General features: G+C 72.5%; 17 protein-coding genes. 10 read left to right on the plus strand and 7 right to left on the minus strand.

Annotated features, from left to right (window positions below; all coding sequences use genetic code 11):
- The first annotated feature begins 5 nt into the window (after positions 1–5).
- The 5 genes from ABZ192_RS34390 to ABZ192_RS34410 all read left to right on the plus strand — a co-directional run bounded on the left by ABZ192_RS34390 (position 6) and on the right by ABZ192_RS34410 (position 8,271).
- Entirely contained in the window at positions 6–4,214 is a 4,209-nt protein-coding gene (locus ABZ192_RS34390; protein ID WP_356928401.1) for an NEW3 domain-containing protein, read from the plus strand.
- Complete coding sequence (locus ABZ192_RS34395; protein WP_356928402.1) at positions 4,211–4,855, plus strand: peptidyl-prolyl cis-trans isomerase; 645 nt, start codon at positions 4,211–4,213, stop codon at positions 4,853–4,855. The genes ABZ192_RS34390 and ABZ192_RS34395 overlap by 4 nt, the downstream gene beginning before the upstream one ends.
- A 127-nt stretch (positions 4,856–4,982) precedes the next feature.
- The gene (locus ABZ192_RS34400) at positions 4,983–6,356 is read left to right on the plus strand and encodes an extracellular solute-binding protein (protein WP_356928403.1); all 1,374 of its coding nucleotides are present in this window, start codon (positions 4,983–4,985) and stop codon (positions 6,354–6,356) included.
- 2 nt (positions 6,357–6,358) lie between these two features.
- Positions 6,359–7,396: a sugar ABC transporter permease gene (locus ABZ192_RS34405; protein WP_356928404.1), complete on the plus strand. Its 1,038-nt coding sequence runs from the start codon at positions 6,359–6,361 to the stop codon at positions 7,394–7,396.
- Entirely contained in the window at positions 7,393–8,271 is an 879-nt protein-coding gene (locus tag ABZ192_RS34410; protein WP_356928405.1) for a carbohydrate ABC transporter permease, read from the plus strand. Before ABZ192_RS34405 ends, ABZ192_RS34410 begins: the two co-directional genes overlap by 4 nt.
- Here the strand turns inward: ABZ192_RS34410 and ABZ192_RS34415 are convergent.
- Entirely contained in the window at positions 8,235–10,415 is a 2,181-nt protein-coding gene (locus ABZ192_RS34415) for a glycoside hydrolase family 3 N-terminal domain-containing protein (RefSeq protein WP_356928419.1), read from the minus strand. The genes ABZ192_RS34410 and ABZ192_RS34415 overlap by 37 nt on opposite strands.
- Positions 10,416–10,495: 80 nt before the next feature.
- Positions 10,496–12,466, minus strand: a complete 1,971-nt coding sequence (locus ABZ192_RS34420; RefSeq protein ID WP_356928406.1) for a BadF/BadG/BcrA/BcrD ATPase family protein — start codon at positions 12,464–12,466, stop codon at positions 10,496–10,498.
- Between the two features lie 22 nt (positions 12,467–12,488).
- Here ABZ192_RS34420 and ABZ192_RS34425 point away from each other — a divergent pair, with 22 nt between their 5' ends.
- Entirely contained in the window at positions 12,489–13,754 is a 1,266-nt protein-coding gene (locus tag ABZ192_RS34425) for a glycosyl hydrolase (RefSeq protein ID WP_356928420.1), read from the plus strand.
- Positions 13,755–13,765: 11 nt separating this feature from the next.
- On the opposite strand, the gene ABZ192_RS34430 is transcribed toward ABZ192_RS34425, so the two are convergent.
- On the minus strand, positions 13,766–15,229 hold the full coding sequence (locus tag ABZ192_RS34430; RefSeq protein ID WP_356928407.1) for a glycoside hydrolase family 3 N-terminal domain-containing protein: 1,464 nt from the start codon (positions 15,227–15,229) through the stop codon (positions 13,766–13,768).
- A gap of 267 nt (positions 15,230–15,496) precedes the next feature.
- Here ABZ192_RS34430 and ABZ192_RS34435 point away from each other — a divergent pair, with 267 nt between their 5' ends.
- Positions 15,497–18,352 carry an ABC transporter substrate-binding protein gene (locus ABZ192_RS34435; RefSeq protein WP_356928408.1) on the plus strand — a complete coding sequence of 952 codons (2,856 nt, stop codon included), beginning with the start codon at positions 15,497–15,499 and terminating at the stop codon, positions 18,350–18,352.
- A gap of 13 nt (positions 18,353–18,365) precedes the next feature.
- On the opposite strand, the gene msrB is transcribed toward ABZ192_RS34435, so the two are convergent.
- The 4 genes from msrB to ABZ192_RS34455 form a co-directional block, all read right to left on the minus strand.
- A complete protein-coding gene (gene msrB / locus ABZ192_RS34440) occupies positions 18,366–18,773 on the minus strand; it encodes a peptide-methionine (R)-S-oxide reductase MsrB (RefSeq protein ID WP_150483655.1) in 408 nt (135 codons plus the stop codon).
- 14 nt (positions 18,774–18,787) lie between these two features.
- A complete protein-coding gene (gene murC / locus ABZ192_RS34445) occupies positions 18,788–20,179 on the minus strand; it encodes a UDP-N-acetylmuramate--L-alanine ligase (protein WP_356928409.1) in 1,392 nt (463 codons plus the stop codon).
- Between the two features lie 86 nt (positions 20,180–20,265).
- Entirely contained in the window at positions 20,266–20,739 is a 474-nt protein-coding gene (locus tag ABZ192_RS34450; protein WP_174523302.1) for an indole-3-glycerol phosphate synthase, read from the minus strand.
- A gap of 251 nt (positions 20,740–20,990) precedes the next feature.
- Complete coding sequence (locus tag ABZ192_RS34455; RefSeq protein ID WP_356928410.1) at positions 20,991–21,806, minus strand: pyrimidine reductase family protein; 816 nt, start codon at positions 21,804–21,806, stop codon at positions 20,991–20,993.
- A gap of 37 nt (positions 21,807–21,843) precedes the next feature.
- Between ABZ192_RS34455 and zapE the strand changes: the two genes are divergently transcribed.
- The 3 genes from zapE to ABZ192_RS34470 form a co-directional block, all read left to right on the plus strand.
- On the plus strand, positions 21,844–22,944 hold the full coding sequence (gene zapE, locus ABZ192_RS34460) for a cell division protein ZapE (protein WP_356928411.1): 1,101 nt from the start codon (positions 21,844–21,846) through the stop codon (positions 22,942–22,944).
- Between the two features lie 709 nt (positions 22,945–23,653).
- Positions 23,654–24,235: a carbonic anhydrase gene (locus tag ABZ192_RS34465; protein WP_356928412.1), complete on the plus strand. Its 582-nt coding sequence runs from the start codon at positions 23,654–23,656 to the stop codon at positions 24,233–24,235.
- 8 nt (positions 24,236–24,243) lie between these two features.
- The coding region (locus ABZ192_RS34470) for a SulP family inorganic anion transporter (protein WP_356928413.1) at positions 24,244–24,791 on the plus strand (548 nt) is incomplete at its 3' end.

Raw genomic sequence — 24,791 nt, forward strand, 5'->3', positions numbered from 1 at the left:
GCCCCATGCGCGTCACCTCTGTCGAGTCGACCGAGCTCTTCACCGGGACCACCGAGCAGCCGCGCCAGCTGGTGGCCGTAGCACTGAGCCACACTCCGGGCCGGACCGTGCGGCTCACCGTCGAGGGCCCGGGCCTCACCGGAACCGCGGAGGCCACCGCCGGCGAGGACGGCACCGTACGCGCCGAGGTCCCCGTCACCGGCGAGGACCTGGTGCCCGGCGACCGCCGCGAGATCACGGTCACCGCGGCTGACGGCCACCAAGTCACCACCCGCACCGGCGAGTTCACCGCAGCCGAGCCCGGCTGGACCATGTTCATGGTCAGCCACTTCCACTACGACCCCGTCTGGTGGAACACCCAGGGCGCCTACACCGAGACCTGGGACGTCGCCGACGACCCCGTCGCCACGGGCCTGCCCGCCCGCACCTTCGACTCGCGCGGCCAGTCCGGCATGAGCCTGGTCCGGGCCCACTGCGACCTGGCCCGCCGCGACCCGGCGTACACCTTCGTGCTCGCGGAGGTCGACTACCTCAAGCCCTACTGGGACGCCTTCCCGGAGGAGCGCGCCTTCCTGCGGCAGCTGATCCGCACCGGCCGCGTCGAGATCATGGGCGGCACCTACAACGAGCCCAACACCAACCTCACCGGCGCCGAGGCGACGATCCGCAACGCCCTGTACGGCGACGGCTTCCAGCGCGGCGTCATCGGGGCGTCCCCCGAAACCGCCTGGCAGCTGGACGCGTTCGGGCACGACCCGCAGTTCCCGGGGCTGATGGCGGACGCCGGGGTGAACTCCAGTTCGTGGGCGCGCGGGCCCTTCCACCAGTGGGGGCCGACGCTGTCGGTGTTCGGCGAGGAGCCGAGGGATCCGGGCCGGATGCAGTTCCCGGCGGAGTTCGACTGGATCGCCCCGTCGGGACGCGGGCTGCTGACCGCGTACATGGTCAACCACTACGGCGCCGGCTGGGCCATCGACAACGCGCCCACCCTGCCCGAGGCGGAGGCCGCCGCGTACCAGCTCTTCCAGCGGCTCAAGCAGGTCGCCCTCACCCGCAACGTGCTGCTCCCGGTGGGCGGGGACTACGCGCCGCCGTGCCGCTGGGTCATGGACATCCACCGCGACTGGAACGCCCGGTACGTCTGGCCCCGCTTCATCAGCGCGATCCCCCGGGACTTCTTCGCCGCCGTCCGCGCGGAGCTGGAGGCCGAGGGCCGCAGGGCATCGCCCCAGACCCGCGACATGAACCCCGTCTACACCGGGAAGGACGTCTCCTACATCGACACCAAGCAGGCCCAGCGGTACGGCGAGACCCTCCTCGCCGACGCCGAGGCCTGGGCGACGCTCGCCTCCCTCGTCACCGGCCGCCCCTATCCGGACGCGGCCCTCGACAAGGCCTGGCGGCAACTCGTCTACGGTGCCCACCACGACGCCATCACCGGCTCGGAGTCGGACCAGGTCTACATCGACCTGATGACCGGCTGGCGGGAGCTGCACGACCTCGCCCGCAGCGTGCACGCCGACGCGACCCAGGCCCTGGCCGACCAGGTCACCCCGGGCGACGGCCCCGACCTGGTCGTGTTCAACTCCGCGACGTGGGAGCGCCGTGACGTCCTGACCGTCGACGACCCGGGGCTCGTACCCCAAGGACTCTCCGCGGTCCGGGAGGACGGCCGGCTCCATGTGGTCGTCCCGGACGTACCCGGCATGGGCCTCACGGCGCTCCCGCTCACCGAGGGCTCCGTCCCCGGCTGGACGCCCGGCGAGGGCCTCACCATCCGCAACGAGTTCTACGAGGTGACGGTCGACCCGGCGCGCGGCGGCGGTGTCAGCGCTCTGCGCGCCCTGACCGAGGGCGGCCGTGAGCTGCTGCGCGCCGGTGACATCGGCAACGAGATCGTCGTCCAGGAGGAGTACCCGAGGCATCCGCGCTTCGGCGAGGGCCCCTGGCACCTCACCCCGACCGGCACGACCGCCGCCCGCAGCCGGGACGTCACCGCCGAGGTGGGCATCGAGCACTCCCCCGCCGGTTCCCGTCTCACCGTCACCGCCGACCTCGGCCTCTTCCGCTACACCCAGCGGCTCACCCTCTGGCAGGGCGTCGACCGGCTCGACGTCACCACGACCGTCGACGGGTACGACGGTGCCGACCGGCTGATCCGGGTGCGCTGGCCCTCGGACGTACGCGGCGGGCTGCCGGTGCACGAGGTGGCGGACGCGGTGATCGGGCGCGGGTTCGGCTTCGTCGAGGTGGACAGCGAACAGTTCCCCTGGACGCTGGACAACCCGGCCAACACCTGGTTCGGCCTCGGCTCCACCGCCCGCGTCGCCGTCCACGACGACTCCGGTGTCCTCCTCGGACACCGCTCGATCGGCGTCGCCGAACTCGTCTACCCCGACTGGGACATCGCGGGCGACCTCGGCGCCCCGCTCGCGGCGGCCCTGGTCCGCTCCGGGGTCACGGCGACCTCGACGATCGCGGGCGGCCCGCGCTACGGCGACCTGGAGGTCGACTCCAACCTCCCGGACGTCCGGATCGCCGTCGGCGGCCCCGACCGCAACGCCGTGGTCGCCGAAGCGCTCGGCTGGGACCCCGCGGCCGGCCGGGAGCTGAAGCGCCAACTGGCCGAACGGGGCGTGGCCGCCGTCTGGGTCGCCCCGCGCGCCTGTCTGCGCGAGGAGTGGGTCCCCGGGGCCGATCTGCGCGACCTGGAACGCCTGCCGCTGCTGGTGGTGGCGGGCGCCCGGCCGGAGGACGACGCCAAGGCGGTCGACGCGCTCGTCGCCGACCTGGACGACTTCACCGTGACGGCCACGGCGGCCGGCGGCGGCGAGGCGCTGCCGCCCGGCGACGCCTGGGACGGCCGCAGCTTCGCGATCCTCAACCGCGGCACGCCCGGCTGCGTGATCACCTCCTCCGGCGACCTCTACATGTCCCTGATGCGCTCCTGCACCGGCTGGCCGTCCGGGATCTGGATCGACCCACCGCGCCGCACCGCCCCCGACGGCTCGGGGTTCCAGCTCCAGCGCTGGTCGCACACCTTCGAGTACGCCGTCGTCGCGGGCACCGGAGACTGGCGCGAACTGCGGCTGCCGCAGGCGGGGCACGCGTACAACCGCCCGCTGACGGCACGGCTGCGGCGGTCCTCCGGTGCCCTGCCTAGGGCGGCCACCCTGCTCGGCCTGGAACCCGCCGGGGAGGTGCTGCTCGACGCGCTCAAGCCGCTCGGCTCCCCGCTGGCCCGGGGCAGCCAGTCACCCGTGGATCCCGGACGGGGCCTCGTCGTCCGCGTGCACGAGGTCGACGGCCGCCCGGTACGGGCACGCGTCACCGGGCCGGTGGCATGGGCGGCGGGCGCCCGCGCCGACGTCCTGGAGAGGGCCGGGGCGCCGCTCGCCCCGGACGAGACCGGCGGCCTCGAAGCCGACCTGACCGGCTTCGAGGTCGCCACCCTCCTCGCCACGCCGGCCCACGCGCCGGAAAGCGCGGCCGGGCCGGGCATCGCCGCCCACGAGCCGGCCCAGCCCGTCGCCACCCGCTACTGGCTGCACAACTCCGGCCCCGCCCCACGCGGCAACATGCCGGTCGCCGTGTACCTCTCCCCCACCGCCCTCACCGCCGACGGCCCGGTCACCGCGACCGTCCGGGTCTCCTCCGAACTCACCGACGCACCCGTCTCGGGGACGGTGACCTTCGAGGCACCGCCCGGCTGGAGCACCGAGCCCGCCACACTCCCCTACACCCTCGGCCCCGGCGGCTTCACCCTCACGGACATCACGGTGACACCCCCGCCGGACCCCGTCCCCGGCCGGCACTGGCTCGCCGCGCGACTGTCCTACGGCGGCCAGACGTACGAGGACGTGGTGGCCCTGGACGCGCCGGACGGGCACACGGGCCCGACTCTGGTGGCGGATCTGGGAGTTGACCGGGTGACCGTACGCCGGGGCGAACGGACCCGGGTCCCCGTGACCCTGCGCAACCCCACCCGCGGCCCCGTCAACGGCACCCTGTGGGCCGTCTCCTCCTGGGGCACCTGGCCCGGAGTCACCCCGGGCTGCCAGGGCTTCACCGTGCCCGGCGGGGAACAGGCCGAGTCCGTGATCGAGGTGAACGGCGCCGCGATCCCACCGGGTTCGTACTGGCTGATGGCGAAGGCGGCCTGGCACGGCTGCGTGGCCTACACGAGAGCCATCGAGCTGCAGGTGACGCCATGACGGAGGAGTACGCGGCACGCGTCCGGGGTCAGTCGATCCCGAAGCAGCACGTGGAAGCCTTCCTGAGCGCCGTTGCCCCCAGGGGCGCGGGGAACTGCGCGACGAGCCACGACGCCGCCGCACACGCACGACGACACCGCCAACAACGACGCTGGGCAACCCAGGTCATCGTCACCGACGAACTCGCCCGCCACGCCTGCGCAGCACGCGGCCTGCCCCCACCGGACGACGTCCTGCCGATGCACCTGCTCACCATCCCGGAAACCGACGTCGCCGACCTGGGCAGCATCATCGCCGCAGCCCTGGCCCACTCCCCCGCCGCCCGAGCCCTGCTCGCCGCCCTGGAACGCGAACAGCACATCCCCGAAACAGCCGTACGGGACTACTACGACCGCAACCGGGACCGCTTCCTCACCCCCGAGGCGCTACGCCGCGGCGTCGACCCCTACAACGCCCCGGACCCCTCGGACATCCACCCCTACGAGCACGTCGGCAACGGCATCGCACAGCAGCTGTGGCACGCCGCAGCCCGTCGCGCGTTCTTCGACTGGCTCGACCAGGCAAGGGCCGACGTCGTGTACGCCGAAGGCCACGAACACCCCGGCGACCCCTCCCAGCCGGACCACGAACACCGCCACTGAGCGCCGTACGCAACCGAACAGCAACACGGCAAACCATTGACCTCCGATGAATTCTGGTCCACCTTTTCATCAATCGAAGTCCAACTTGGTGATTTGATCCAGCATGACTGGTCCCAGGAGGGCAGCAATGCGCGCAAGAAGACTCACCGGATCCCTGACCTGTCTGGTCGTCCTGACGCTGACGGCCGCCGGCTGCGGTCTGGCCGGCGGCGGTTCGGACGGCGGCGACGCCACCGCCGGCGGCTGCAAGGTCGACAAGGGCAACGTCGGTTCCGGCAAGCTCTCCGGGGACGTCAAGGGAAAGATCACTTTCCAGACCACCAACCTGAAGAAGGACTTCGGGAAGTACTTCAACGGCGTCATCGACGCCTTCGAGCAGGCGCACCCCGGCACCACGGTCAACTGGATCGACGATCCGGGCGACGCCACGTTCACCCAGCGCCTGGTCGCCGACGCGCAGGGCTGCACGCTGCCGGACGTGGTGAACATCAACGTCAACACGGCGGTGGCGCTGACGAAGAACGGCTACCTGCTGAACCTGGACGACAAGGCCCCGGACGCGGGCAAGCCGTTCGCGCCCGCGCTGTGGAAGTCGAGCGTGTACGCCGACGCGGACGGCAAGAAGGTACACAGCGTGCTGCCCTGGTACTCCGGCGGCATCGTGCAGACCTTCAACACCGACCTGATGGAGAAGGCGGGCCTGGACCCGGCGAAACCTCCGACGACCGTCCTCGGCCTGTTCGACGACGCGGAGAAGATAGCCAAGGCCTCCGACGGCAAGTACTACGCGCTCCTCGCCAACCCGCAGTTGCGCATCCCCGCCGACTGGCAGCAGATGGACATCAAGATCCTCTCCCCGGACGGCAAGAAGTTCACCTTCGCCGACGACCCGAAGACGGCCCAGTGGGTCGAGGCCATGACGAAGCTCTACAAGGCCGGCGGCATGCCTAGGGACTCCCTGTCCTCCACGCAGGACCCGGCCAACGTCTACGGCCAGGGCAAGCTGGTCTACGGCCCCACCAACCCCAACTTCCTGCGGTTCATCCAGCAGAACAACCCGAGCGTCTACAAGAAGACCGGCGTGGCCCCCTTCATGCTGGACGCCCTCGGCCACACCGTCGGAGCCCCGCAGTACATCGGCGTGGCGTCCACCAGCAAGAACGCCTCGACGGCGCTGGCCTTCGCGCGGTTCCTGACGAACGCCGAGAACCAGCTCGCCTGGGCCAAGGACCCGAACGTCGTCATCTTCCCGTCCACCACGGCCTCCCTGAACGACCCGTTCTTCCAGTCGGTCAAGGGCGACGACCCCTTCGCCGAGGCCCGCAAGATCGTCGCCAGTGACCGCAAGACCGCCACGGCCGACGAGATCGCGCTGACGCCCGGCGAGCTGAACGCCATCTCGGCCCAGATCCAGCTGGCCATGCAGGGCAAGAAGAGCGCCGAGGACGCTCTGAAGGAGGCGCAGTCCAAGGCGAACCAGCTGATCGAGCAGGGCAGTTGAGGATGACCCGACCGACCGTCCACCCGGCGCCCGTCCCCGCTCCCCCGGGTGCGGGCGCCGGGCGCCCCGGCGCTTCCCCCTCGCCCAGTACGCCGGGGCCTCTGCGCCGCGCCCTCCGCTCCGTCCTGCCCGGCCCGAGCGCCGACGCGGGGGGCGCGGCGCTCTACCGCCGCTGGTGGCTGCCCTGGCTGTGGATGACCCCGGCGATCATCGGCGCGACCGTGTTCGGGGTCTTCCCGTTCCTCAACACGGTCGTCGTCTCCTTCACCGACGCCAAGCCGCTCGGCGGCGCGTACGACGTCGTCGGCCTGGAGAACTACCGCCGGATGCTGGGCGATCCGGACTTCTGGGTGGCCACCCGCAACAGCCTGCTGTACGCGCTGTTCGTCGTCCCGCTGATGGTGCTGCTGCCGCTGCTGCTCGCGATCCTCGTGGAGAAGAACCTGCCGGGCATCGGCTTCTTCCGCTCGGCGTTCTACACACCGGTCCTCGCCTCCAGCGTCGTCGTCGGCCTGAGCTGGCAGTGGCTGCTGAGCGACCAGGGACTGGTCAACACCTGGCTGCAGAAGGCCCACATCATCCGCGAGGCCATCCCGTTCCTGTCCGACTCGTGGCTGATCCTGCTGTCGGCGATGGGCCTGACGCTGTGGAAGGGCCTCGGCTGGTACATGATCTTCTACCTGGCCGCCCTCGGTAACGTCCCCAGGGAACTGCACGAGGCGGCGGCCGTGGACGGGGCGGGCGCCGCGCGCCGCTTCTGGCACATCACCGTGCCCGGGGTCCGCCAGTCGATGATGCTGGTCGGCACCCTGACCGGCATCGGCTCCCTGCGGGTCTTCACCGAGATCTACATGCTCGGTGGTGCCACCGGCGGCCCCGGCGGCGCCGACCGCACGCTGCCCTTCTACATCCGCGACGTCGGCCTCGACCCGCTCACGGGCAACGCCGGCTACGGCGCGGCGGTCAGTGTCGCCCTGTTCGCACTCACCCTTGGCCTCACGCTGCTCGCCCAGCGCCTGACGAAGGAGGACGAGGCATGACGACCGCCGTCGACAAGCGCCGCCGCCTGATGCCCCGCTGGCGGGACTACGGCCGCCCGCGCGAACTGGTCCTCCGCTATCTGCTGTTGGTGTTCGTCCTCTTCATCACCGTCGGCCCGCTGCTGTGGCAGCTGCTGTCGTCCCTGAAGGGCGCGGGCGAGGACGTCTTCGGTGCGGGCGCCTCCCTGATCCCCCGTCACCCGTCGCTGCGGGCGTACCGCGAGGTCTTCGACCAGGTGCCGGTGTGGACGTACATCCGCAACAGCGTGGTCGTCGCCCTGCTGTCCATCACCAGCCAGCTCGTCTTCTCCACCATGGCCGGCTACATGCTGTCCAAGCCCGGCTGGAAGGGCCGCAAGCTGGTCTGGATCGTGCTGCTGGCGTCCATGATGTTCCCCTTCGAGTCGATCATGGTGTCGCTGTTCCTCAGCATCCGTGACATGGGCCTGGTCGACAACCTGGCCGGGGTCTGGCTGCCCGGGTTCATCGCCGCGATCAACGTCCTCATCATGCGGGCCGCGTTCCTCGCCGTGCCACGCGAGATCGAGGACGCGGCGATGCTGGACGGGGCGGGCGAGTGGAAACGCTTCCGGTACCTGTATCTGCCGTCCGCCTACGGCGCGATCCTCGTCGTCACCATCAACACCTTCATCAGCGCCTGGGACGACTTCCTGTGGCCGCTGATCGTGCTGCGCACCGAGGACCACTTCACGCTGACGCTGGGCCTGGCACGGCTCCAGACCTCGTCCTTCGGCTACGACCAGCGGATGGTGATGGCGGGCTCGGTGATCTCCGTGATCCCCGTGCTGGTGCTGTTCGTCATCACCCAGCGGTGGTTCTACAAGGGCGTTTCCTCGGGGGCCGTGAAGCTCTGAGTCGGTACGGCGGTCAGGGCGGCCCGCGCGGACGCGGCGACGCGGAACTCGACCACCGTGCCGGGCGGAACGGCGGCGGCGAGATCGGCGCCGAGCGGGAACGTGACCGTGCGGGTCTCGCCCGGCGCCAGGTCGACAGCCTGGAAGCCGCACAGCTCCAGCGTGCGCGGCCAGACGCGGGTCCGCAGCCGGCGCAGATAGAGCTGGGCGACGGAACGGCCGTGGCGCCGGCCCGTGTTGGTGACGTCGGCCTCGACACCGTGCCCGGACAGCCGCGGCGGGCCGTACGCGAAGCTCGTGTACGACAGTCCGTGCCCGAAGGAGTGCAGCGGCTCGGCGCTGTCGTCCACGTAGCCGCCGTACTCGGTGTCCTTGTGGTTGTAGTAGACGGGGAGCTGGGCCGCGGAGCGGGGCACGGAGACCGGCAGGCGGCCGGCCGGTTCGGCGAGCCCGAGCAGCACCTCGGCGATCGCCTCGCCGCCCCACGGGCCGGGGTACCAGGCGGTGAGCAGCGCGGCCGCCGTGTCCGGTACGACGTGCGGGCGGCCCTGGATCAGCACGACCACGGTCGGCGTCCCCGTCGCGACGACGGCGTCCAGGAGCGCGTACTGTGCCTCGCCCAGCCGCAGTCCGGCCAGATCGACGCCCTCGCCGCAGGTCATCTCGGACACGGCGGTGCGCGCGGCCCCGTTGGCGTCGAACTCGGTCCCGGTGGATCGCCTGCTGCTGCCGCCCAGCACCAGCACGGCGACGTCGCACGCGGCGGCCCGGTCGATCGCCTCGGGGATGCCGGACAGGTCGCCGCCGGTGAGGGCGCACCCCCGGGCGTGGCGTACGTCGACGCCGGCCGGGGCGAGCTTCCGCAGCCCGTCGAGGACACTGGTGCCGGTGCCGGGCCGTTGCGGGGCGGTGTAGTCGCCCAGTTGGTGGGCGACGGTGTCGGCGTGCGGGCCCAGGACGGCGATGCGGGAGACGGCCGTCGGGGACAGGGGCAGCAGGTCTTGGTCGTTGCGCAGGAGGGTGACGGCGGCGCGGGCGACGGCGGTGCTCAGGTCGCGTCCGACGACCGGGGGCGGCAACGGGCAGGTGCGGTAGGGCTGTTCGAACAGCCCCAGGCGGAATTTCAGCCGCAGGACCCGCGCCACGGCCTCGTCGAGAGCGGCCTCGCTCACCAGGCCCCGCTCGACCGCCGCCTCCAGATGCGTGTACCCCTCGTCCCACAGGCTCAGATCCACCCCGGAGTCGAGCGCGAGGGCTCCCGCGGAGACCTTGTCCCCGGTGATCCGGGCCAGCCGGTCGACGGCGAGCCCGTCGGCCATGACGAGACCCTGGAAACCCCAGCGGTCCCGGAGCAGTTCGCGGAGCAGGGCGCGGTTGCCGGAGCAGGGCAGGCCGTCGACCTCGTTGTAGGCAGCCATGACGGCGGCGGCTCCGGCCCGGACCCCGGCGCGAGCGGCGGGGAGGTGGATGTCGTGCAGTTCCCGGAGCCCGAGCTCGGACTCGGCGGAGTTGCGGCCGCCGACGGTGGCCCCTTGTCCGGCGAAGTGCTTCAGGACGACGGGCGCCTTGTCGACGGGGAAGTACGGCGCGGGCGCGCCCTGCATGCCGCGCACCAGCGCCTCCGTCAGCCGTGCGGCGAGATACGGATCCTCACCGAAGCACTCCTCGGTGCGCCCCCAGCGGGGGTCACGGGCGATGTCGAGCGCCGAGACCAGGGCGACGTGCCCGCCACGGGCGCGCAGTTCGGCGGCGGCGTGCGCGGCGGCCCGTTCGTACAGTCCGGGGTCCCAGCCGGCGCCGACGGCCAGGTTGACGGGCAGGACCGTGCCGTCGAGGGCCATGTGCCCGTGCGGCACCTCCTCGACGAACAGGGCCGGGATGCCGAGCCGGCTGCGCTCGACGACGTGGCGCTGGACGAGGTGGGCCAGTTCGGCGCCGTCCGGCGCACCGGACCCGGTGGTGTGGTCGACCCCGGACCAGGCGTCGGCGCGCAGCAGCCCGTACAGCGCGCCGAGTCCGGCGAAGCGCTCGGTCTCGGCGTACAGGGCGTCGGTGAGTTCGAAGCCGCCGTCGGCGGTGCGGCGGTAGGCGTCCCAGCCGTACATCCGCTGGTTGAGCTGGCCGGCCTTCTCGCGCAGGGTCATACGGGAGAGCAGGTCACGGACGCGGGCGTCGACCGGGGCGGCGGGGTCGCGGTACAGGGGCGTGCCCTGCCGGGTGGCGGTCACGTACGGCCGCCGCGGGCGAGGCGGGCCAGGGCGACGGCGCCCCGGCAGCCGTCGGGGACCCAGTCGAGGGACAGGCCGAGGGCACGGAGGCGGGCTTCGAGGCGGTCGGTGAGGGGCCCGTCGGGCCCGAGCAGCCCACCGGTGGCGACCACCCGCTCCCCGGCTTTGGGCTCCAACGCGCGCACGCTCTCGGTGAGTTGATCCGCCGCCTCGTCGAGAATCGCGAGGGCGACCGGATCCCCGACGTCCCGCGCCGCCGCGACGACCAGCGGCGCGAGCCGCGCCAGACGGATGGGCGCCTCGGCCATGACGGCGGGGAGCAGGTGCCTGCGGTAGGCCTCGCGGTGGGGGCGGGACCAGGGGATGTGGTCGTGGGGCGGAAGGGGCCACCGCTGCACGACCGGAGCCCCAGCCACACCGGGCAGGGCCCCGGCAACACCGACCTGCCCCGGGCCTGTGGCCACGCCGGACTGCGCGGTACCCCGGCCCACTCCGGCTTGTCCTGTGCCCCCAGCCACTCCGGCCTGTCCAGCACCCCCAGCCACTCCAGCCTGTCCCGCGCCCCCAGCCACTCCAGCCTGTCCGGCGCCACCGGCGACACCAACCTGCCCCGGACCCCTCGCCCCGCCGGACTGCGCGGTACCCCGGCCCACTCCGGCCTGTCCCGCGCCCCCGGCCACTCCGGCTTTTCCTGTGCCCCCAGCCACGCCGGCCTGTCCGGCGCCACCGGCAACACCAACCTGCCCCGGACCCCTCGCCCCGCCGGACTGCGCGGTACCCCGGCCCACTCCGGCCTGTCCCGCGCCACCGGCAACACCGGCCTGCCCTTGGCCCCCCGCAACACCGGCCTGCCCCGGCCCCACCGGCTCTCCAGCCGCGCCGCCAACCACACCGCTCTGCGCCCGGCCCGCCGGTCCTTCACCTACAACCCCAGCCCCTCCGGACCACCCCGGATCTGCCGACCGCCCACCCGCGGCGCTCGGCCCGGGGCCCGGCGGCGCTGCCTCGTTCCGCCCGTCACCCGGCGCGCCCTCCGCAGGTCCGGTCGCACCGATCGCATCCCCAGCCAGACCCGTCTCCTCCGGACCTGCCGACCCACCCTCCACAGCCCCGGCCATACCGGGCTGCCCCGGCCCCGCCGACCGCCCACCCATGTCCCCGGCCTCTTCAGATCGCCCGGAGCCCGCCAACCGCCCACCCGCAGCGCGCGGCCCCGTCACCGGCGGTACCCCCTCCTGCCGCCCGTCACGGGACATGCCCTCCGCGGCGCCCGGAACCACGTCCGGGGACAGTCTCCGCACCGCGCCGCCGGCCGCGCCACCGCCGGGCAGGACGTCGCCCGACAGCCCGAGTTCCCGCCCCACCGCCTCCGCCAGTACGGTCGGCGCGCCCCTGCCGTCGGCCATGCGCAACGCGGCCCGTACCGCCGCGCGGCCGATCCAGAAGCCGCTGCCGTCGTCGCCGAGGAGCCAGCCGTCGCCGTCCACCGTGGTGGTGGCACGGCGGTCGGTGACGCGCAGGGCGACCGCGCCCGTGCCGGCCACCAGGGCGAGTCCGTCGGACGGGGCGCCCGGGGCGGAGGCGAAGGCCGCTTCGATGTCGCTGCCGACGACCGGCGGGCCGGCGTCGATGCCCAGCCGGTGCAGGGCGGCGGTGAGGGCGGCCAAGGCGTTGCGCCGCCCCGGCTCGTCGGCGGCGGCGCCGGTCGCGCCCGCGAAACCGCCGGCCACGGCCACGACCCGGTCCCGGACCGGCTCCGGCACGGCCCGCCCGACGGCCTCGACGAGGTGCTCGGTGAGCTGCGGCAAGGGCACGGTCAGCGCGTTGCCCGGCCCGGCGGCGCCCTCGCCCACCGGACGCCCGTCGTCCGCCGCCGCCAGGACCGCCCGGGTCCGCGTGCCGCCCGCGTCGATACCGATCACCAGGGCCTGGACGCCTTGGCGCTCCTGGTTCAATTCATTACCCATTGCCGACTATGGTGATTGATGCATTCACCCAGGGCAAGCACCAGGCACGCCTCGACCCGAGGAGGACCCCATCGCCACGCTCCGCTTCGGCGTCAACTACACGCCCCGCCGCGGCTGGTTCCACTCCTGGCACGACTTCGATCCGAAGCACGCCCGCGAGGACCTGGACCAGATCGCCGCGCTCGGCCTCGACCACGTCCGGGTCTTCCACCTCTGGCCGCTCCTCCAGCCCAACCGCACCCTCATCCGCACCGCCGCCGTCGACCAGCTGGCGCACCTGGTCGACCTGGCCGCCGAGGCCGGTCTCGACGTCCTCGTGGACGGCGTGCAGGGCCATCTGTCCAGCTTCGACTTCTACCCGGAGTGGACCCGCAGCTGGCACCACCGCAACGTCTTCACCGACCCGGAGGCCGTCGCCGCCCAGGCCGAACTCATGCGGACCCTCGGCCGCGCCCTCGCCGGCCGCCCCAACCTCATCGGTCTCCAGCTCGGCAACGAGCTCAACAACCTGGTCGAGCACAACCCGGTGACCCCGGACGAGGTGGACCACTACCTCGACACCCTGCTGGCCGCCACGCGCGAGCACCTGCCCCCGGGCCGGCTCGCGACCCACTCGGCCTACGACGCCGCCTGGTACGGCGACGACCACCCCTTCACCCCTGAGGCCTCGGCCCGCAAGGGCGACGTCACCACCGTCCACCCCTGGGTGTTCTCCGGCGACTGCGCCCGCCGCTACGGCCCCCGCTCCCCGCAGGTGCTGCACCTCGCCGAGTACGGCACGGAACTCGCCAAGGCCTACGCCGAGGACCCGGCCCGCCCGGTCTGGGTCCAGGAGACGGGCGCCCCCGAACCGCACATCCCGGCGGCCGACGCGCCCGAGTTCGCCCGGGCGACGGTACGGAACGCGGCCGGGTGCGAGGGCCTGTGGGGCGTGACGTGGTGGTGCTCCCACGACGTGGACCGCGCCCTGGCCGACTACCCGGAACTGGAGTACACCCTGGGCCTGTTCGACGCGCGGGGCAGCGCCAAGCCGATCGCGACCGCCCTCGCGGAGACGGTCGCGGAGGTCCGCGCGGGGCACCACCCGGCCCGCCCCCGCGACACCGCCCTCATCCTCGACTGCACACCGTCCACGCGTTCCGTGTCCGGCCCGGGAGGCGCGTACTTCGACGCGTGGATGGCCCTGCGCGCCGAGGGCGTCCGCCCGGCGGTGGTCCTGGCGTCCCGGGCGGACGACACCGCCCACCTGACGGCACGCGGCATCAAGGAGGTCGTACAAGTGCCGTAGGCCGGAGGGGCTCAGCCGCCCGCCAGTACCTCCGCGACCGCCCGCAGATTCACCCGCCCCCGCCCGTAGGAGCACAGCGCTCCCCCGTCCGGCAGCCCGGTGTCGACCCGTACGGCATCGGGCCGCCGGGCCAGCAGGGCGGCCCGCAGCCGTTCCTGCCAGGGGTGCAGCCCGGCGTCGCAGGTGGCGACGACCAGCGGCGCGTCACCGGACGCGCCGAGGATGCCCGCCACCAGGGCGGCCGGATCCGCCGGTTGCCCGGTGACCGCCGTCCCCGTGGCCGTGGGGTCGACGGCGCGCACCTCCGTCAGCAGGTTCTCCCCGCCCCAGTTGAGCGCGGGGTGCGGCGGCGGGTACAGGTCGACGACGTGGGCGCCCCGCACGCCGGCCGGCACCGGACCGCCGCGGACGGCCCGGCGGGCGGCCTCCAGCCCGGCCCCCGCGTCCCAGCCCCCGACCGCCCCGTCCGTCACCGCGTACCGTGCGGCCAGCCGCCGCACCCGCCCGGCCGCCTCCCACAGCCGCTCCTCGGCCAGCGCACCGGATCGCAGCGCGCCGCGCACCGCGTCCCGGCAGGCCAGGGTGACCTCCAGCTCCGGTACGGCCACGATGACCTGGTCGGCACCCGCCGCGAGGGCGATCCGCGCCCCGGCGGCCTCGCCGTAGCGGTCGGCTATGGCCTTCATCTCCAGCGCGTCGCTGACCAGCACTCCGTCGAAGTCGAGCTCGTGGCGGAGCAGGTCGCCCAGGATGCGGCGGCTCAGGGTGGCGGGCCGCTCGGGGTCCAGCGCCGGGAAGACGACATGCGCGCTCATCAGCATCGGCACGCCGGCGTCGACGGCCGCGCGGAACGGTTCGAGGTCGGCGCGCAGTTCGTCGTACGACCGCGGGTCGACGGCGATGCCGTGGTGGCTGTCGGTCTCGGTGCCGCCGTGGCCGGGGAAGTGCTTGGCGCAGGAGGCGACGCCCCGCCGCTCGGTGGCGGTGATCCAGGCCCGCAGATGCCGGGCGGCGAGCGCGGGCTCGGCACCGAAGGAGCGGGTGCGCACGATCGGGTTGCGCGGATGGTGCTGGAGGTCGGCCACGGGGGCGTAGGAGGCGGTGATGCCGAGCGTGACCAGATGCCCGGCGAGCGCGTCGGCGCAGCGGGCGGTGAGCGCCGGGTCGTCGGCGACGCCGAGAGCGTAGGAGCCGGGCACGTCCGGCGCGCCCGCGGCGACCAGGTGACCGATGCCGCCGCCCTCGTTGTCGATGCCCACAATGAGGTCGGGCCGCAGGGCCCGCAAGGCGTCGGTGAGCCGGCGCACCTGCTGGGCGTCGCGCACGTTCCGCGTGAAGAGGATGACCCCGCCGAGGCCCTGGTCGATGAGCCGCTTGAGGGTGTCGGGCACGGTCGTGGTGCCGGCGAAACCGGCGACGAGGCAGCGGTGGGCGGCCCCGTCGAGACCGGGAGGCAGGGGCGCGGAGTGGGTCACCCCGGGAATCCTGTGGCTGGCCCAGCCAAAAGTCAACCGGCCGATGGTTCACTCATTCAAGACCGTCCCTTCAAGACCGTCCCTTCAAGACCGTCCCTTCAAGACCTCTTGCCGAGCAGACCAGCCGAAACGTTCCTGAAGTTCGTCCGTCACCCACTCGCACCCCACTCGCAGCGGCTAGCCTCGTAAGTCACCGAAGGTGAACGGGGGTTGCCCATGGTGAACGCTGATCGCACGCCGCCGGACTGCCCTGGGGGACATGACGGCATGCCGGAGACCGGCGCCGCGGTCCACCTCCAGGATCAGCTCGAAATCCTCATCCAGGACTTCCGCACGAGCGCCGAGCCACCGATGCCGGTGTTCGTCGTGCACGCGCAGGACAGCACGGACGACGACGCCGTGACCGGGCTGGTCCGGCAGCTGTACACGGGCCAGGAGGCACACGGCACGCGCTGCGCGGTGGCGCAGGACCTCTACGAGGGCGCGACGGAGGTGCGCCGGGCCGCGGCCATGGTGCGGGCGCTGAGCGACCCGAAGAAGTGGGGCGGCCCGAAGGCGGTCTACCGGCGCTACGCGTTCCCGCGGCTGCGGCTGGTGCACGCCATCGACGACGCGGTCGCGGCGCTCGGCGACACCTGGCCGGCGCCCGCCCCGGGCAGCCCCGAGGCCGGGCAGGACCAGCGGCAGAGGCTGCTCGACCAGCTGGCCCGGCAGCGCTGGCGCCCGAAGGGCACCGCGCGGTGGCGCTCGGGCCTGCCGCTGTTCGACATGGCGCACATCCTGCCCGCGAGCCTCGTGACCGTGCTCGCCGCGCTCCTCGCCCGCAGCGACTGGTTCGTGGCGGTGGCGGCCGGACTCGCCTTCCTGCTGCTGCTGACCGTCCTCAACTACGTCCTGCCCGGGCGGGCGCCGATCTTCCTGTGGCTGCGCCGGGAGAGCCGCTGGTTCATGACGACGACCTTCCTCAGGGCGGCGGACCAGGACGATCCGACCGAGGTGTCGCTGCTGCGGCCGGTGCGCTCCTGGAAGGCGATCGCGGCCCGGGCCTACGACGTGGCCGAGGCGCTCACGGCGGGCGGCGACTTCCACCTCCAGCTGTGCGTGCTGGCGCTGCGGGAGGATCTGCGGGACAACCACCGCCGCTGGAGCTGGGACCTGCGCGGCTTCAAACGGCCGCGCCCGCCCGTGCTGTTCCTGCCGCACGCGGACGACCGCAACGGCGGCATCGAACTGATCCGGGCGATCAGCGACGTCCGCAGCCGGCGCAGCGAGCTCGATCCGCTGCTGGTGGTCGCCGCGGTCCGTTCCCACGACGTGCCACGCCTGGAGCGCGGCGTGGTCCGGACGGCGCCCGACCCCGAACCCGCACCGCCCCGGTTCGGTGAGCGGCTGCGCACCTGGTACCGGGAGTGGGCACGCGACCTGCGCGCCGAGCAGTCGCCCAGCCGTGAGCGGTCCGTCCTGCCCTGGGTGATGAAGATCCCGCTGCCGCACGACCAGCTCGGTCCCGTCGAGGAACGCCACCGCCATCTGCGGGCCGCCACCCGGCCGACGCTCGCCCGCCTGGTGTGGGCCCTGCACACCCTGATCCTGGTGACCGCCCTGCTGGCCGCCGGCACCGTCATGCGCGCCGACTCCCTCCAGGACCGGTACTGCTCGGCATCCGTACTGACCGCCAACCGGGACACCCGGCTCGAACGGACACCCGGCGGCGACACCGAGTGCATAGGCATAGCGACGGGCGGCGTCCGCTTCGCCGACTGGCTGCCCGCCCCCAAGCCCTCCGACGAGATCACGACCCTGACCGCCGACGACGAGACGCCCTGGACCGTGGACGCACTGGAGGACCGCATCGCCGGGCAGAACGCGGACGTCCTGGCACGCCACTCCGGCAAGTACGTCACCGTCGTCTACGCCGGGCCGCTGAGCGCCGACCCGGCCGGCTCCTCGTTCGTGAAGGGCGCCGAGGAGCTGGCGGGTGTCCATCTGGCACAGGCCGTGATCAACAAGAACTCCAGTGTGAAGCTGCGCGTCCTGGTCGCCAACGGCGGCGTGGACCTGGGCCACCAGAAGGAGATGGCCGAGGCCATCGCCGCGTACGCCGCCGACGACCCGACCGTGGTGGGGGTCGTCGGCACCGGCCGCGACCTGGAGTCGAGCAGGGCGACGACGCGCACCCTGCTGGAGGCCGGCCTGCCGATCGTCTCCGGCACCAACTCCGCCACGTATCTCCCCCGCGAGTTCGCCAACTGGTTCAGCCTGGCCGCCACCGACGAGTGGCAGATCGAGCAACTCGGACTGATCGCGGCCCAGTTGCGCAGACCGGACAGACGGCAGTACGGCCTCGTCCTCGCCCGTGACACGGCGAAGACCGACGACCTGTACACCGACGAACAGGCCCGCTACGGCCAGGAGATGCTGCGCCGGCAGGGCTTCGCCCGGCTCGAGCCGCGCCGCTACGTCCTCAGCGGCGGCAAGCCCGAACTCCGCTCGCACGCCCAGGAGATCTGCCGGGGCGGCCGGGTCCCGTCCGTGATCTACTTCGCGGGCCGGGTGGAGGACATCGATCCCCTGATGATCCAGCTGGGCACCGAGCCGGGCTGCGCCGGAAAGCCCCTGTCCATCCTCACGGGCGACGACCTGTCCAAGGCCGACTTCACCGCCGGCGGGCAGTCCGTCGCGCCGAAGGTCACGCTGTACCACGCGGCCCTGGCCGAGCTGGAGTCGGCCGCCACCAAGACGACCTTCTACCTCTCGGCCGCCGCGTACCTGCCCGGTCTGCAGGACCGGCGCGTGCGCTACGACAGCCCGGCCCTGGCCAGCGGCCAGACCGCCCTGGCCCACGACGCGACCCGCGCCCTGTACTGGGCGGCCACCCGCGACGACCGACCGCAGAGCCGCGCCTCGACCTGGGTGAACCTGCGCAACGTCAAGATCGGGGGCATGGCCACCGGCACCATCGACTTCACCGGGGCCCCGCTGTACGGCGACCGCACCGGCCACAGCATCGTCCTCAAGCGGGTCCGCCGCGCGCCCGACGGCACCGCCGACACCCGCGTGCTGTGCAGCCGCACCGCGGGGGACACGAGACCCCTCACGGTGAAGGAGTGCCGGATCCGGTGACCGCGGGCCCGCCTCAGCTGTCGACGGGGGTCAGCCGCAGCGCGATGCTGTTGATGCAGTACCGCTGGTCGGTGGGTGTCGGATAGCCCTCACCCTCGAAGACGTGCCCGAGGTGGGAGCCGCAGCGGGCGCAGCGCACCTCCGTGCGGACCATGCCGTGGGTACGGTCCTCGATCAGTTCCACCGCGTCGGTGTCCTTCGGGTCGAAGAAGGACGGCCAGCCGCAGTGGGACTCGAACTTCGTGTCGGAGGTGAACAGCTCCGCCCCGCAGGCGCGGCAGGAGTAGACCCCCCGGGTCTTGGTGTCGGTGTACTCACCGGTGAAGGCGGGCTCCGTGGCCGCCTGGCGCAGGACCGCGTACTCGCCCGGGGTCAGCTCCGCGCGCCACTGCTCGTCCGGCTTCTCGACGTCGTACGGCATGAGCCTCCAGCCCCTCAGTTCGACAGACGGTCCAGGATGTGCGGGCCGAGGTCGGTGACGTCGCCCGCTCCCATGGTGAGAACGAGATCCCCCGGCCTCGCCATTCCCGCGACCACGGCGGGGACGTCCGCCTTGTCGTGCACCGGCGTCACGTCCGCGCCCGCCGCCCGGGCCGCCTCGATGATCAGCTCGCTGGTCACGCCGGGGATCGGGTCCTCACGGGCCGGGTAGATGTCCAGCACGACCGAGGCGTCCGCCAGGGCCAAAGACTGGCCCATCTCCTTGCCCAGCTCCTGGGTCCGCGAGAAGAGGTGCGGCTGGAAGACGACCAGGATCCGGGCGTCGCCCGCCGCCCCGCGCATGGCCTCCAGGTCGGCGGTCATCTCGGTGGGGTGGTGCGCGTAGGAGTCGATGACCTGCACGCCCGCGGCCTCGCCCTTGAGCTGGAGCCGCCGCTTCACGCCCGTGTAGGCCGCCAGCGCCGGGGCCAGCTCCTCGGCGGGGACGCCGAGCGCCACGCCCGCCGCGAGCGCGGCCACCGCGTTGTGCGCGTAGTGGCGGCCGGGCACGGAGACCGCGAAGGTCAGCTCCTTGCCCTCCAGCACCACGGTGACCTCGCTCTTCAGGCCCTGCGGCACGACCGACAGGATGCGCACGCCGGCGTCCTCGGACTCGCCGTACGTCACCACCCGCACGCCGCGACCCGCGACCCGGCGCGTCAGCTCCCGCGCGCCCTCGTGATCGGCCGCGATCACCAGCGTGCCGCCCTCGGTGACACGGTCCACGAACGTCTCGAACGACTCGTAGATCTCGTCCATCGACGCGTAGTTGGCGTGGTGGTCGAGCTCGACGTTGAGGACGATGGCGACCTCGGGTGCGTACTTGTGGAAGCTGCGGTCCGACTCGTCCGCCTCGGCGACGAAGATCTCGCCCTCGCCGTGCAGCGCGTTGGAGCCGGGCGCGTCCAGGTCCCCGCCGATCGCGTACGACGGCTTCAGGCCCAGCTCGCTCAGCGACACGGCCAGCATGGAGGTCGTGGTCGTCTTGCCGTGCGTGCCGGCGACCGCGATCGGGCGCAGGCCCTCCATCAGGGCGGCGAGCGCGTCGGAGCGGTGCACGACGGGGATGCCGAGCTCGGCGGCGCGGGTCAGCTCGGGGTTGTCCTGCCGGATCGCCGAGGACACGACCACACAGCTGGCGTCGTCGGCCAGGTGCTCGGCGGCGTGCCCGATGCGCACCGTCACCCCCAGCGCCCGCAGCGCCTCGGCGGTCGCCGACTCCCTGGCGTCACTGCCCGCCACGACGGCCCCGCGCTGCGCGAGGATCTTCGCGATCCCCGACATTCCGGCCCCGCCGATGCCGATGAAGTGCGGTCGGTCCATGGCGGTGGGAAGGCCGGGTGCCATGCGGATCTCCAAGAGCGTTCAAGGACGGTTAGCGCCCACAGCCTATTTCAGGAGGCCGCGGCACCGTGCCAGGCAGGGGGTGTCCGCTACGCCTTGCTGTGCGAGAACAGCTTCAGCACCGGCACACCGACCTTGTGCCGTGCCCGGGAGGCCCAGTCCCGGTGGAAGAACTCCTCCACGTAATGGGGGTCGGTCAGCACGATGACCTCGTCCGCGCCGACCTCCTCCACCAGCGACTTCAGCGCGTCCAGCGGATGATCCTCGATCAGCCGCCCCTCGGCCTCGCTCCCGGAGGCCCGCAGCGCCGCGAGCGAGACCTCCAGCGCCCGCTGCCCGACACTCAACGCCTCCTCGCCCTCAGGCGTCTCCCCCTCGCGGACGGCCTCGTCGAGCTCGCCGAGCGCGACGTCGTCGATGGCCCGCAGCAGCCGGTCCGCCTGCTCGCCGCGCGGCTGGAGCAGCACCTGGAAGGAGACCGGCTCCTCCCCGTGCAACGTCGTGACGAACTCCACGTCGGCGGACGTCAGGGCCTTCTCGATCATCAATACGCTTGTGAACACCAGGCGCCCCTTCTGCTCCCGGGGGCCCGCGGCCCCACTCCTCCGTGGGCCGCCCCGGCCCTGCGGAAACCATCCTGCCCCGTGGTCGCACGGGCACTGCCGGATCCAGTGTGCCCTCCGGAAACCAAACGGAACGGCACATTCCGCCGATTACCGGACCGACGACTCTCAGCGCACCGATTCCGGACCTACCGACCGGTTCGGTATCCCGGACGCCGAGACCTGTACCCCGTGGCGCGCGGTTCAGTACCTCAGGACCGCCCGTACCGCGTGTACAGGAAGCCGTCCTCCTCCAGCATCGACACCAGCCTGAAGCGCTGCGGCACCGTGACGGCGGGCCCTCCGGCGATGCGCTGCGCGTCGCCCGCGGTGAGCAGCGGCGAGACGGTCAGGCACAGCTCGTCGAGCACACCGGCCGCCACCAGCTGCCCGAGCAGCCGCGGGCCGCCCTCGGTCAGCAGCCGGGTGTAGCCGAGGGCGGCGAGAGCCCGGACGGCCCGGGCCGGGTCCACGCCGATGCCGTCGCCGGCGGTGACCACCCGGGCGCCCGCCTTCTCGGCGGCGGCGACCCGGTCCGGGGCGGCCGAGGCCCCCGTGAGGATCAGGGTGGGCACCAGGGGCGAGGTGAACAGGGGCAGTGAGAAGTCGAGGTCCAGGCTGGCGGAGACCACCGCGATCGCGGGTGCGGGACCCTGCCCGGCCGCCGCCCGCCGCTCCGCGAACTCCTCACGCGCGCGTGCCGGCCGGTAGCCCTCCTGGCGCACCGTCTGCGCGCCGACGACCACGACGTCCGCCAGCGCCCGCAGGGTGCCGAAGATCCGCATGTCGGTCTTGCTGGAGATGGGCTGCGAACGGCCGTCGTGCTGGGCGGCCCCGTCCAGCGTGGACACCATGTTGGCGCGCAGCCACGGCAGCGGCCCGCCGGGCCCCGCCGCGGGATAGGCGTACGCGGCGGCCAGCTCGGCCAGACTCCACTCCCGTCCGGCCCCGCCGCGATCCTCTTCCCCCGGCCCGGCGCCCGAGTCCGGAGCTGCTGTTTCATCGGTCACAGGGAACAGACGTCGCATGCCGTGCAGTGTTCCACGCCCCGTAGCATGGTGAACCGTGTCCTCCTCCCCTGCCCCCTCCGGAACCGGCCCCGTGACCGACGCGGCCCCGCTCTCGCTGTGCGCCCGTGAGCCGCACGTGCCCGCGGATCGGCTGGTCGCCGAGATGGTGCCGCCGCCGCGGTTCGACTCCGTGCGGTTCAGCACGTACATCCCGGACCCGAACCAGCCCAGTCAGACGGAGGCCGTCCGGGTCCTGGAGGGCTTCGCGGCGGGTCTCGGCCAAGGAGCGGGCGATTCCGGCAAGCGGCGGCTGTTCGGGTTCGGCAGGGCGCCGAAGAAGGCCCCGGCCGGCCCGCGCGGCGTCTACCTCGACGGCGGTTACGGCGTCGGCAAGACCCACCTGCTGGCGTCCCTCTGGCACGCCACCCCGGCCGAGCCCGCGCTCAAGGCGTTCGGCACCTTCGTGGAGCTGACCAACCTGGTCGGCGCCCTCGGGTTCCAGCAGACCGTCCGGACCCTGTCCGGCCACCGCCTGCTGTGCATCGACGAGTTCGAACTCGACGACCCCGGTGACACCGTCCTGGTCTCCACGCTGCTCGGCAAGCTCGTCGACGCGGGCGTCGCGCTCGCCGCCACCTCCAACACGCTGCCCGGCAAGCTCGGCGAGGGCCGTTTCGCCGCGGCTGACTTCCTGCGCGAGATCCAGGGCCTGTCGGCCCACTTCCGCGCCCTGCGCATCGACGGCGAGGACTACCGCCACCGCGGCCTGCCCGAGGCGCCGCCCCCGTACTCCGACGAACAGGTGACCAAGGCGGCGCACGCCACCGAGGGCGCGTCCCTCGACGCATTCTCGCCCCTCCTGGAACACCTGTCCCGCGTCCACCCCAGCCGGTACGGCGCCCTGACCGACGGAATCAAGGCCGTCTGCCTCACCGGTGTACGGCCGGTTCCCGACCAGTCGACGGCGCTCCGGCTCGTCGTCCTGGCGGACCGGCTCTACGACCGTGAAGTGCCCGTGCTGGCCTCGGGCGTGCCCTTCGACCAGCTCTTCAGCGAGGAGATGCTGAACGGCGGCTACCGCAAGAAGTACTTCCGGGCCATCTCCCGGCTCACCGCCCTGGCCCGCGACGCGGGCAAGCTGGCGAACGCCCGGTAACCACAACCCCTATATCGCGCCGAACCACCGTGAGGCAAGGGGCAGTTCAAGCCAGTCCCCCTACGGTTTTCAGGCTCTCTTCAGCTTGAAACGTTAAGTTAACCCTGCAAACGACCTTGCAGGGTTAACGTGTTTCTTGACCAGTCATTGACCAAGTGTTGGTCAGTGCTAGACGTGCGAATCAACTGAAGGGGGGCGCATGCACCGAGGTACGACGGCACGGACCGTGGTTTCGCTCCTCGCCGCCGTCCTGCTCGCCCTCCAGTTCTTCGCACCGACGGCATCCTTCGCATCCGCGCACACGCCCAGTGAAGTCGAGGCCAAGGCTCAGCCCGGAACTGAACCTTCCGGCAAGTCTTCGCGCCCTGGAACCAAGTTCTCCGGGAAGGCTCTGCGCGACGAGATCGCGACCTGCCGCGCCGGACACCACGGGGGCCCGACCGGCCCCCTGCGGACCCGCGACCGGTTGCACAGCACCGACTCGGCGCCCTCGGCGCCCGATCGGCACCTGCTCAGGCACATCCCGCCGACAGCACCGGACCGGGTCACACCCGGAGCCGCGTACGAACGCACGTCGAGATCCTCGACGTCGCACACTCCGGCAGCACTTCAAGTCTTCCGCTGCTGAGGAACAGAGCAGTTCCCCCCCCACCTCTGTCATGCCCGTCCGACGCGCCCCCACTGCGCGCCAGGAGGAGTCACCACTCTGATGCAACCCCTCATCGACAACGCCCGCATGTTCGGACAGCGCCCTGAGGAGTTCGCCCGCCTCGCCGAGGGCCAGTCCCCCGACGTCCTGTTCATCACCTGCTCCGACTCCAGGGTCGTACCGGCCCTGATCACGGGCGCCCGGCCCGGCGAGCTCTTCGAGCTGCGCACCGCGGGCAACATCGTCCCCCCGTACGCCTTGGAGCACCCCACGTCCGAGGCGGCCACCATCGAGTACGCCGTGGAAGTGCTCGGCGTCAAGGACATCGTGGTCTGCGGCCACTCGCACTGCGGTGCCGTGGGCGCGGTGGTCCGGGGCGACGACCTCGCCGCCGTACCGGCGGTGCGCGACTGGCTCGCGCACGCCGCCGAACAGCCCAAGTGCGAGGACCCGGCCGACCCGACGGTCGCCGAAGCCGTGCAGAACCACGTCCTCGCCCAGGTGCTGCGACTGCGGTCGTACCCGTGCATCGAGCGCCGGCTGGCGCAGGACCGCATCGGTCTGCACGCATGGTTCTACGAAGTGCACACCGGAACCGTGTGGCAACACCGCGCGGAGACCGACACCTTCGAGACGCTGTGAGGGACACCATGACGAAGTTCCCTTACCTGAGGCAGGACTTCCTCGCCTCCATCGTCGTCTTCCTCGTCGCCGTGCCGCTGTGCATCGGCGTGGCGGTCGCCTCCGGCGTCCCGGCCGAACTCGGTCTGATCACCGGCATCGTGGGCGGTCTCGTCACCGGGTTGCTGCCCGGCAGCAGCCTCCAGGTGTCCGGGCCCGCCGCGGGTATGACCGTGCTGGTCTTCGAGGCCGTCAGCGAGTTCGGTGTGGCCGCACTCGGCGTGATCGTGCTGATGGCCGGTCTGCTCCAGCTCGCGATGGGATTCTTCGGGATAGGCCGCTGGTTCCGGGCGATTTCCGTCTCCGTGGTCGAGGGCATGCTCTGCGGCATCGGCCTGGTGATCATCGCCGGGCAGATCTACGCGGCGGCGGGCCTGAAGGCACCGGAGTCCGGCATCGGCAAGATCGCGGGGCTGCCGGGAGCGTTCACCGACGCGCTGGGCAGCACCGAGGCCATGACCTCGCTCGCGATCGGCGCCGGCACCATCGCCGTCATCGTGCTGTGGAAGAAGCTGCC

The sequence above is a fragment of the Streptomyces sp. NPDC006235 genome (genome assembly GCF_040613735.1).
Lineage (GTDB): Bacteria > Actinomycetota > Actinomycetes > Streptomycetales > Streptomycetaceae > Streptomyces.